This is a genomic window from uncultured Parabacteroides sp., from assembly GCF_902493135.1.
In the GTDB taxonomy this organism is placed as follows: domain Bacteria; phylum Bacteroidota; class Bacteroidia; order Bacteroidales; family Tannerellaceae; genus Parabacteroides.
Genome location: NZ_CABUOD010000029.1, coordinates 44,276 through 55,053, shown reverse-complemented (window position 1 = coordinate 55,053; position 10,778 = coordinate 44,276). Strand labels below are relative to the sequence as shown.

The following is a 10,778-nucleotide window of genomic DNA, read 5'->3' as shown; positions in this document are numbered from 1 at the left end:
TTCTATCCGAACCGGGTAAGGGAACTATATCTCTATTTTTCAGTTAAATGAAAGAGCCGTGTACCTCCTCGCGTTTATCTTATCGTTTTCATCCGTCTCCGAACTTGTCAAACAGCGCATGAATCCTTTTTACAGAGACTATTTGTCGCAAAGGTATGACAAAATGAGACATGTTGCCTACGGAAACATTTGCACATCGCCGACAACTTCTTTTCCTTTGCATTTACGAAAATAAACGACTCAATATTTACAACATGAACAAGGCAGAATTAATTCAGGCTATAGCCGATAAGACATCTTTGGAAACGAATATTATAAGGACGGTAATAGATGCATGCGAAGTTGTTTTGATGGAAAACGTCCCGCAGCCATACCTGCAATCACCGGATTTCAAAAAAGCGGATTCATTCGACAATGACAAGGATGTAAAAATAGTCCAGTTTCCTCATCCGGTTACAACAGGACAGCAAACAAACTAATAAACAAAAGCAAAAGTGTTTGCATGCATCCACATCTTGCGGCCTTCTACATCCGGGTGTAGCCACTCCATAGACCCGGATGTTCAGGTCCCATACATCCGGGTGTTCAGCCGGAGATCCTACTACTTCACTACTAATAAGGTACTTATCTGTCACAAATAGCTTATTCGGTTTTGTGATAGATAGTGATAGATGTGTGATAGATGAAAACGCCATCTATCACACATCTCACGCCTTAATTAACAAGGCACACACGTAAAAGTGTGATAGAGTGACAGAGATTTATGAATATCATGGATTCTTCGTCATGGCAATTACCTATTATTATACCATACCGGCCCCGGCCGGTTGCCCATTTCAAACTCCAATGTCTCACCATTCATAATCTGCTCATGGGTAATATAGCTCTTGTCATACGGTTGGCCGTTCAACTTCACAGACTGGATATAGATATTTTCACGGCTTACCGCCGGAGCCAGGACCGTGAAAGTCTTGCCGTTTGCCAGATGCATCTTCACTTCCGGGAATATCGGAGTTCCGATCTCATACTTGCCACTGATCGGATCGACCGGATAGAAGCCCATCGAACTGAATACGAACCAGGCCGACATCTGTCCGCAGTCTTCATTCCCACAAATACCGTCCGGAGCATTCTGGTACAGGTCGTGCAGGACCTCAGCCACATACTTCTGCGTCTTCCAGGGCTGCCCTACTTTATTATACAAATAAATCACATGATGGCTCGGTTCGTTGCCATGCGCGTATTGCCCGATCATACCGGTACTGAAGATCGGCAGGTCTTCATTCGATTTCGGAACATAGGTGAACATACTGTCCAGTTTCTCAGCGAAACGTTCCTTGCTTCCGACCAGGCCGATCAAGCCGTCCAGATCCTGGGGGACAGACCAGAAATATTGCCAGCCATTGCTTTCACAGATATCTTCGGTATAATCGTCGGGACTGAAGTTTGCGGCGAAGTTCCCTTTCTCGTCACGCGGCTGCATGAAAGAAGTAGCCGGATTGTAAACATTCCGGTAGTTCTGAGCACGCTTGTAGAACTCATCGGCAATCTCTTTCTTGCCCATCTTCTCCGCCATCGTGGCAATACAATAATCATCGTAGGCATACTCCAATGTCTTGGACAGCGACCAGTTCTCCCATTTCTTCGGGTCACTGTCGGCCGGAACGTATCCTAACTTCTTGTAATCGCCGATTCCCCGGTAATCGTCACGGTTGGCCGTCGCGATGCAGGCCTCAAGCGCTTTTTCCGGATCGAAATTACCGATGCCTTTCAGATAAGCATCCACAATTACGGGAACGGCATGATAGCCGATCATCATATCGGTTTCCCAACCATACAAATTCCATAATGGCAAAGCCCCCTTCTGTTCATAGAATTTCAGGAAGCCTTTGATCATATCGTTTGCGCGTTCCGGTTCGGTATAGGTAAACAGCGGATGGGAAGCGCGATAGGTGTCCCACAGCGAGAAAGTGGAATAGTTCGTCCATCCGTCCGCCTTATGGATCTGCTGATCCGGACCGTAATAGGAACCGTCCACATCACTGTAGATAGTCGGGGCGATCATGGAATGGTACAAAGCAGTGTAGAACTTCACCAGGTCATCGGTATCCGGACTCTTCACCTCTATCTTGGAAAGCTGCTTGTTCCATGACTTGGCAGCCTGCGCCTGATAATAATCGAAATCGTCTTTCGGAACCTCCGCACGCAGGTTCTTGCCTGCTCCTTCCATACTGACACCGGATATGCCGGTCGTCACCAGGATCTCCTCATCTTTCTCCGTATTGAAATCGAAACGGGCGATATAGGCCGTACCGATCCAGCCGCGATCTTTCGTCGAAATGGAAGTCGTGTCCAGATGATAAGCCGCGAAAGGTTTCGAGAAACGAGTCTCAAAATAAACATGCTGCAAAGGAGACCAGCCCTGCGAGAAGCGATATCCCCGGATCGTCATCGAATCGACCACCTCTATACGCGAATCCAACGTGAAATCCCAGTTCATCGCCTTTTTGAGGTTCAAAAATACGGATGCCTCCGCTTTGGGGAACGTATAACGCTGAATGCCGCAACGTTCGGTCGCGGTCAACTCGACATTAATATTGTAGTCCTGCAACAATACACGGTAATAGCCAGCCGAAGCCGCCTCGTCGTTATGCGAGAAAGTCGAATAGATGCCCAAGGGAGCAGGCGCTTCCTTATACGGGCGTGTCACCGGCATGAAAGAGATATCGTACAAATCGCCCGCACCTGTCCCAGACAAATGGGTATGGCTGAAGCCGGCGATAGTCGTGTCGGGATAGAAATAACCGGAAATACGGTCCCAACCGGGAAGCCCGTTGTCCGGGCTCAACTGAACCATTCCGAAAGGGACTTGCGCCCCCGGATAGGTATTACCGGTAAAGTCTGTTCCGATAAAAGGATTTACATATTGTGTATAATCATCCGCCTCCTGTTGTTTTTCCGGCGTGCAGGCTGCTAAAGCCAGCAAGGAGACCGCCAATAAGGATATGTGCCTCATGTTTACATAATGTTTTAGTCTTGCCAAAGATACAAAAAAAGAGACGCACAATAAAAACTGTACGTCTCTTCTATAACTATTTTACGATGCCCGTAGTTTTAGGCCGGTGCGATTTCCGTACTATCTTCATCCTCATCGTCAAGATCATCTTCGGGCGGAGCCTTCTTCACAAAGAGGGCGCTCAGCTCGAACAGTCCGTACAACGGGAAGAACACGATACTTAATGTGAACGGATCGCTGCTCGGAGTAATGAATGCAGCCGCAACAAGCAGTCCGACAATTGCATGCCGTCTATACTTATGGAAGAACGAGCGCTTCAGCAAACCGATCTGCGACAGCAGCCACGAAACCAACGGCATTTCAAAGACAATTCCCATCACAAAGATCAGCATCAGGAAATTATCCATATACGAATCCAGAGATACCTGTTCTATGATATTAGAGCTCAATTCATACGTTGCTAAAAAACGCAGTGTCATTGGAAATACCATAAAATATCCGACAGCACATCCGATAAAGAACATGATCGTTCCTAAGAGAAATACCCATCTGACATTTTTCTTCTCATTCTCATACAAAGCCGGACTGATAAATTTCCAGATTTCCCACATCAGATAAGGGAATGTAAGCACAAGAGCCAGCCAGAACGAGGTGGTCATGTGAGTAAAGAACTGAGAAGCCAGTTTGATATTAAAAATCTGCACATGAAAATTATCATTACAGAAGTCCGGCAATACATCAAACCACGGACTGATATTCATCAACCACTGGTTCAACCCGCAAAGCCATCTGTAAAAGATAAAATCAGATGAACAAGGAGCCTCTATCACACGGTGGAATATACCATTTTCCCCCCGCATAAAGGCAAAACTGACTATAGCAAAAACAAAGAGCGCTAAAAAAGAACGGAATAGAGTCCAACGAAGTGCTTCCAGGTGATCCCAGAACGACATTTCTTCTTGTTCTAATTCTGCCATCTTTTACTTCTTATCCGTATCGTCCAGCTTAATGTCGTCTTCTAATCCTTTTACACCGTCTTTGAAGTTCTTCACACCTTTACCGATACCTTTCATCAGTTCAGGTATTTTTTTACCGCCGAAAAGCAACAACACAACAATGGCGATAATGACAATTTCGCCTGTACCTAAGTTTCCAAGAAATAATAATTGATCCATGATATTGTATAAATTAGTCGTTAATATTCCTGTTATCGATGGGGCAAAGATACAATTTGTAATGAATAGTACCCCAATTATTCTAAATTTATTACCTTTGCGCCATCTTAAAAAACTGAAATTAGAAAAAGATTAGAAAAAATGAAAGCGTATGTATTTCCCGGTCAGGGTGCACAGTTTGTCGGAATGGGAAAAGACCTTTATGAAAACAATCCTCTTGCAAAAGAGATGTTCGAGAAGGCCAACGAAATCCTCGGTTTCCGCATCACGGATCTGATGTTCGCCGGAACAGACGAAGATCTGCGTCAGACAAAAGTAACACAGCCTGCCATTTTCTTACACTCAGTCATTCTTGCAAAAACATTAGGTGACCAGTTCAAACCGGATATGACGGCCGGACACTCTTTGGGAGAATTCTCCGCGCTTGTTGCAGCCGGAGCATTGTCTTTCGAAGACGGACTTGTCCTGGTATCCAAACGTGCTATGGCGATGCAGAAAGCCTGCGAAGCCACTCCCTCGACAATGGCTGCCGTTCTGGCATTGCCGGACGAAAAAGTAGAAGAGATCTGCCGGAGCATCGAAGGCGAAGTAGTCGTATGTGCAAACTACAACTGTCCGGGACAGCTTGTCATCTCCGGTTCGGTACCGGGTATCGACGCTGCTTGCGAAAAGATGCTGGCTGCCGGAGCAAAGCGTGCACTGAAACTGAAAGTGGGCGGTGCTTTCCACTCCCCCCTGATGGAACCGGCCCGTGCCGAACTGGCTGCCGCTATCGAAGCGACTCCGATCCACAAACCGGTTTGCCCAGTTTACCAGAATGTAAGTACAAAAGGTGAAACTTGTCCTGAAACAATCAAGGCTAACCTGATCGCCCAGTTGACGGCGCCGGTTCGTTGGACACAGAGCGTTCAGAACATGATCGCCGACGGCGCCGATCATTTCATCGAACTCGGTCCGGGTGCCGTACTTCAGGGATTGGTGAAGAAGATCAACAAGGAGGTGACTACTGAAGGCATGCAATAAGCAGTCAGTATCCTATTCATAATAAAAAGGTTGGCAGATGTTCGATCCGGAACTATCCTGCCAACCTTTTTGATTTATCCGATATGGGATGTATATGCCGTTTTACTTCAGATTCCACCACAAGGCAGTACCGACCACATCCGGTCCGCCGAGCAGTTCGAGAGCTTTGTTATAACCATCAAGGTTGTTCGTCTGGATATTGGCCGGGTAGCGGTAACGCTTCGGATAAAATTCCAGACGGCATTCCTTCGAAGTGGCAACCGTCAGCGGAACCTGGTTCAGCGGGTTGTAATCTTTTTCGACAGCCTGGTTCTCGAAGAAAGGCAAGCCGATACGGCGATGATCGCTCCAAACTTCTTCGGGCAACCAGGGAACCTGGGCAATATATTTCTGCGTGAAGATCTTCGTCATCGCGTCGTTGTTATAGGCGCCGCCCCGGTAGATGGAGTTTTTGGGATAAGTGTACGTCATCGTCTTGTTCTCTTTCGTATAAGGATCGACATAATTTACGGCATAAGGCTTTGCCTCCGTCGTATGGTCGAAATTGACGGATGTCCCGATCCGGTTATACTCGGTGGAAGACAGATACGCCCCTACTTCACTCAACAAGCCGTGATATTCGAAACTGGCAGTCACTCCGTCCTCATAGTTCGATTTGGGAGAACCCGGAACATTCCAACCACGCACGCCGGCTTCGGCAAGCAGAAAATAGCTTTCCCACGGCCCGAAATAGACACGTTTCTGAGTGCTCATACGGTATTGCTTGGATATGGACGGATAGTTGTAGTTCTTTCCGGTCAGTTCGGTAGCCAAACCGCCTTTCACATCCCATTCGCCGGCCACCCATGTGCCCCAGGTATATTTAGGGTCGATGGTCAGCATCGGCTTCGTGTTATCGTTCGGATCGAAGAGGGAGACCGGCTTCACTTCGCTGGCCGCCCCGATATAGTCGGAATAGACCACGCCGTCGTTCCATCCGACCACGCTGAACAGCTTCGGTGCACGCGGATCGACATATTGCGGAACACCGTCGAAATAGAATCCGGCGCACGGATCGTTCGTCGTCAACGGGAAATGCTTATAGAGATACAAGCCCATATATGTATGCGGATCCTTCAGATGCGTCTTCAACGAATCAGGCAGCGGGAATTCGTTGTTTCCCAAGCCGACCACGAGATTCTTGAATGTAACGGACATCGCTTGTGCATTCCAAGTACGGGACATGACGCTGGTCAGGTCGCTCCATCCGTCCTTTTCCTGTACACCGGCAAGTTCGGAGAGTGAAGAAATATACCCTTTCGAGGCTGCATCTTCAAACTCACTCTCGGCCAGTTGCGGATTGGCATTCACGATACGCATAGCCAGACGCATACGCAGGGAATTGGCATATTTTTTCCACATATTCACATTTCCGGCATAGAAAGCGTCTTCAGCCGACATCGGCGACATGTCGATCGACGGGTCGAGCGCCGCCTCTGCTTCCTTCAGTTCTTTGAGAATAAAGGTATAGATCGCTTCTACACTGTCGTACTCGCCCGGAACGCCCGAAAAAGCATCCAACGCCGGAATCGGCCCGAATCCGTCAGAGACCTCCGAGTTCAGGTAAGCCCGCCAGATACGCGCCATCTGGATCACATTCTTATAATACGGATAGAGATCGGCTTCGCCATCGGCCACTTTCTTTTCGCCCAGCTGAACGGCTTTAGTCGCCTGGTTCAACCATTTCACGGCGTAGTCGTTGCTCAGGTAGCGCGTGATATAATCATTATTATCCGTACCGATCGTGAAACCGCTTCCCCGGTTGAAACGGGACGCCCGGTTCCAGGTCAGGATAAACATACGTTCGGCGATCTCCGGATTCATCTGGTCGCCGATGATCGAGGCGTTCAGGAACCATTCAGGCTTCACCTTGCTTTCGTCTACCTGGTTAGGATCTTCATTTATCTCCTGAAAATCGTTACAGGAAGAAAACAATGCCGCCATAGAGAATAGGCCTGCTAATATTTTATTTTTTGTATTCATATTATGTTGTTTCTCTTTATATCGTTTACAAAATGATTGCAAATTATCAAAAGCCGGACACGTTCTGTAAGCTTTTTAGAAGCCGACCGTCACATTGAACGTGAACGAACGGCTTGTCGGAGCGGCTCCGTTTTCGAAACCGGTCGCATTCGTGTTGGTTGCCGAAACAGATTCGGGGTCGATGCCCGGCAGGTTGTAATGGATCATCCATACATTGTTGCAGGTAGCAGACAGATTCAGACGCTGGAACGGCGTCTTTTTCAGCATAGCTTTGTTGAACGTATATCCTAAGGTGATGTTACGCAGACGTATATTAGTCGCGTCATACGTGAAGACTTCCGGCAAACCGTAATTGCCGGTCGACCCGATCCGTTCCCAATAGTTCTGGTGGGTGACCGGGACATTGTTTTCCACATATCCCCCGTCTTTCCGGACCACCGTGTTAGGCACGACAAAATCCTGACGTTCGCCGTTCACAACCGTTCCGGCTGCATTCCCCCGGACAAACAAGCTGGAAGCTGTTGCCGAATAGATGTCGCCGCCGATACGGAAGTCGACCAGAAAACTCAGGTTAAACCCTTTATATGAAAAACTGTTCGTCAAACCCAGCATCCAGTCCGGACTTTGGTTCCCCACCTTGCTCTTTTCGGTCGAGATCAGCGGCAGACCGTCGTCTCCCACAATCACCTTGCCATAATGCGGACTGTCCTTGTCCGTCACACGCAGGAAGGTCTGTCCGTATATATCACCGTAATAACTGCCCTGCGCCGCCACGATCTGGATCGCATCCAATGTCTTGATGTCATAAAGCGTCACGCCCGGATACAGGTCGATGATCTTATTGCGGTTCAAGGAGAACTGGGCTGTCGCATTCCAGTTGAATCCCTGCGGGTCGTGGCTCTGGAAGATGGCGCCGTTCAGCGATATTTCCAGACCTTCGTTCTGGATATTACCGGCGTTCACCTTGCGGGAACTATACCCGGCAAACGGGTCGAGCGGCAGGTTCAGCAACTGGCGGGTCGCATTCGTCTTATACCAGGCGAAATCCAGCCCCAAGCGGTTCTGCAGGAAACGCACGTCGAAGCCGGCTTCCCAGGATTTGATCAACTCGCTTCGTACACTCGAGTCAAACAGGATCTGTCCGGGAGCAGCCGTCGTGTTGCCGTTTTCGTCCTTTCCCACCGTGTAATTGTTGTACAGCTGATACGGATCGAGATCATTACCGACTTCCGCATAAGAAGCTCTCACCTTCGCAAAGGTGAACCATTCCGGCATGCTTCCGCCGATCTTGGGCAGCATGTCCGAGATCACGCCGGAGAGGCTGACCGAAGGATAGAAATAAGAGCGGTTGGCTTTAGACATCGTGGACGACCAGTCGTTACGGGCTGTCACATCCAGGAACAGGTAGCCGTCCCAGTTCAGCTGCAACGATCCGTAAAGGGAGTTCATCTTCCGCCGGATCAGCTCGGAGGTTACGGTCGGTTTATTAATACCGTTGTTCAGGGAGAAAAGGTTCGGGACCAGCAATTCGCCGGCCGAAGCGTTCATCTTGTTTCTTTGCTGCATCATCAGGTTACCACCGAATGTCACGAAACCACCCAGGCGGTCCAGCAGGTTGTCTTTGCGTGCGGTGGCCAGGAAACTGTAGTTGTTTTCGTAGAAAGTTTCGGAACCTTCGTTATACAGGCCGCGTGGCGAGGTGTTACCACCGGCATAGACCTTCTCGTTCTTGGTTGTCGTATAATAGTCGGTGCCGCCCCGCAGTTCGATATCGAACCAATCGGTCGGCGCATACTTCAACGATACATTTCCCAAAAGACGGTTACGGGTATCGTTATTCTGGCGGTATTTGGTCACCCAGTACGGGTTTTCCTGCGGGTTCTTGGACGCGTCCCACCAGATCATATTGCCTTCTTCGTCCACACTGTTCTTAAATTCCTTGACATTCAGGGAGCGAGGCAGGCCGTAGATCGTACTGAACGCATTCGACGGGTTCACACCCTGGATCGGGCGATTGTGGGCATTCATATTGATATAGTTCACCTTGGCATCCACCTTCCATTTCTCCTCCTTATCGAGGAACGTGGTGGCACGCAACGTGATGTTCGTCTTATTCAGCTTCGACTCCGGTGTGATGCCGGCATCATCCGAACGATTGATAGAAGCAAAGACGGAAGTCCCGTTGATATTCTGCTGGAAACTGACGCCTTCGTTAAAAGAGGTCCCGGTATGGAAGAAGGCATCGATATTGTCATATGTCCGAAGAGGCACCTGGCGTCCGAGCCAGTCCGTCACCGTCTGTCCTTCCGCTTTCGGCCCCCAGCTCAAGCGGGACTGGTTGTCGTAAACGCCGACCGAACCTTGTCCGAAGCTGTTTTGCATATCCGGTTTCAGGAAAATAGATTCGGCCGTGATACCGGCATTCACCGTAATCCCCAGACCTTCGTTTTTCCGTCCAGATTTGGTCGTGATCAGAATCACGCCGTTACCGGCACGAGAACCGTAAAGAGCGGCAGCCGAGGCGCCTTTCAGGACCGTCATCGATTCGATGTCTTCGGGGTTGATATCGGAAAGCCCGTTCCCCATATCGGCTCCGGAATTCCCCCAGACATCGTCCACACCGCCTGTGAAGTTATCCATCGGCGTACCGTCCACCACAATCAGCGGCTGATTGCTGCCGGTCAACGAACTGTTACCACGGAGCACGATCTTCGAAGAACCTCCCACCCCGTTGCTGGAGCGGACGATCTGCAAACCGGAAACTTTGCCGGACAGCGAATTGGCCAGATTCGGTTCGCGGGAAGACAACAACTCGTCTCCCTTCAATTCCTGCATGGCATAGCCCAACGCTTTCTTGTCACGCTTCATGCCCAAAGCAGTCACGACTACTTCATCCAGTTTCTGCGTGTCTTCTTCAAGATGTACGGACAATGAGGCTTGTCCTGTATAAGGGATTTCCTGTGTGGCGTAACCGATAAAGGATATTTGGATAATGTCTCCTTTTTTTACCCCATCAAGCGTGAAGTTACCATCCATATCGGTCATTGTCCCGTTGGTGGTTCCTTTTATGACAACAGACGCGCCGGCAACCGGTCCTAAAGCATCTTCGACGACTCCCGTTACTTTTGCATTTTGCTGGGAAATGTCAGTGTTCGGATTACCTGCACTTGAAGCTGCGTATATATTCCCGGAGAAACATAACGAGCTCGCAAGCAAAACCATGCTGACAGGCTTAATTCTTTTCAACATAACTGATGTTTTTTGTTTAATTTATGATACATGTCTTGGCTGAAACCAACGTCTTTTTTGATATATGTAACACAAAAAAAGAGAAGTTGTTTTGTATTTAACTTTTCAAAAAAGAGACTTCTTTTCTATCTTTAAAACTATTTCTCGCATAGGGCGTATTAAAAACAATACCGGATAAGTGGATGGATAAAAAGAACAGCTGTTTTAGATATAACAGTATTTAAGCGTTAAAAACAAAAAATAAAAAAGCAGCCTCTCATTCCCTTCGGCAGGAACAAGAGGCTGCAAAAATA

General features: G+C 48.5%; 7 protein-coding genes. 2 read left to right on the top strand and 5 right to left on the bottom strand.

Annotated features, from left to right (window positions below):
• Positions 1-254 precede the first annotated feature (254 nt).
• Positions 255-479: a hypothetical protein gene (locus tag RDN79_RS13295; protein ID WP_298552933.1), complete on the top strand. Its 225-nt coding sequence runs from the start codon at positions 255-257 to the stop codon at positions 477-479.
• A 314-nt stretch (positions 480-793) separates the two neighbouring features.
• Here RDN79_RS13295 and RDN79_RS13290 read toward each other — a convergent pair whose 3' ends face one another.
• The 3 genes from RDN79_RS13290 to RDN79_RS13280 form a co-directional block, all read right to left on the bottom strand.
• Positions 794-3,016, bottom strand: a complete 2,223-nt coding sequence (locus tag RDN79_RS13290; protein WP_298552932.1) for a GH92 family glycosyl hydrolase — start codon at positions 3,014-3,016, stop codon at positions 794-796.
• Positions 3,017-3,114: 98 nt separating this feature from the next.
• A complete protein-coding gene (gene tatC, locus RDN79_RS13285; protein ID WP_298552931.1) occupies positions 3,115-3,993 on the bottom strand; it encodes a twin-arginine translocase subunit TatC in 879 nt (292 codons plus the stop codon).
• Positions 3,994-3,996: 3 nt separating this feature from the next.
• Complete coding sequence (locus RDN79_RS13280) at positions 3,997-4,191, bottom strand: twin-arginine translocase TatA/TatE family subunit (protein WP_075964325.1); 195 nt, start codon at positions 4,189-4,191, stop codon at positions 3,997-3,999.
• Positions 4,192-4,332: 141 nt separating this feature from the next.
• Between RDN79_RS13280 and fabD the strand changes: the two genes are divergently transcribed.
• A complete protein-coding gene (gene fabD, locus RDN79_RS13275; RefSeq protein WP_298552930.1) occupies positions 4,333-5,214 on the top strand; it encodes an ACP S-malonyltransferase in 882 nt (293 codons plus the stop codon).
• A 102-nt stretch (positions 5,215-5,316) separates the two neighbouring features.
• On the opposite strand, the gene RDN79_RS13270 is transcribed toward fabD, so the two are convergent.
• Both RDN79_RS13270 and RDN79_RS13265 read right to left on the bottom strand, forming a co-directional pair.
• Positions 5,317-7,236, bottom strand: a complete 1,920-nt coding sequence (locus RDN79_RS13270) for a SusD/RagB family nutrient-binding outer membrane lipoprotein (protein WP_298552929.1) — start codon at positions 7,234-7,236, stop codon at positions 5,317-5,319.
• Positions 7,237-7,311: 75 nt separating this feature from the next.
• On the bottom strand, positions 7,312-10,485 hold the full coding sequence (locus RDN79_RS13265) for a SusC/RagA family TonB-linked outer membrane protein (protein ID WP_298552928.1): 3,174 nt from the start codon (positions 10,483-10,485) through the stop codon (positions 7,312-7,314).
• Between the last annotated feature and the right edge of the window lie 293 nt (positions 10,486-10,778).

Bases quoted from the DNA above. Each gene is read 5' to 3' on its own strand.
- RDN79_RS13295 (WP_298552933.1), top strand. From the start codon at position 255: ATGAACAAGGCAGAATTAATTCAGGCTATAGCCGATAAGACATCTTTG.
- RDN79_RS13290 (WP_298552932.1), bottom strand. From the start codon at position 3,016: ATGAGGCACATATCCTTATTGGCGGTCTCCTTGCTGGCTTTAGCAGCC.
- tatC (WP_298552931.1), bottom strand. From the start codon at position 3,993: ATGGCAGAATTAGAACAAGAAGAAATGTCGTTCTGGGATCACCTGGAA.
- RDN79_RS13280 (WP_075964325.1), bottom strand. From the start codon at position 4,191: ATGGATCAATTATTATTTCTTGGAAACTTAGGTACAGGCGAAATTGTC.
- fabD (WP_298552930.1), top strand. From the start codon at position 4,333: ATGAAAGCGTATGTATTTCCCGGTCAGGGTGCACAGTTTGTCGGAATG.
- RDN79_RS13270 (WP_298552929.1), bottom strand. From the start codon at position 7,236: ATGAATACAAAAAATAAAATATTAGCAGGCCTATTCTCTATGGCGGCA.
- RDN79_RS13265 (WP_298552928.1), bottom strand. From the start codon at position 10,485: ATGTTGAAAAGAATTAAGCCTGTCAGCATGGTTTTGCTTGCGAGCTCG.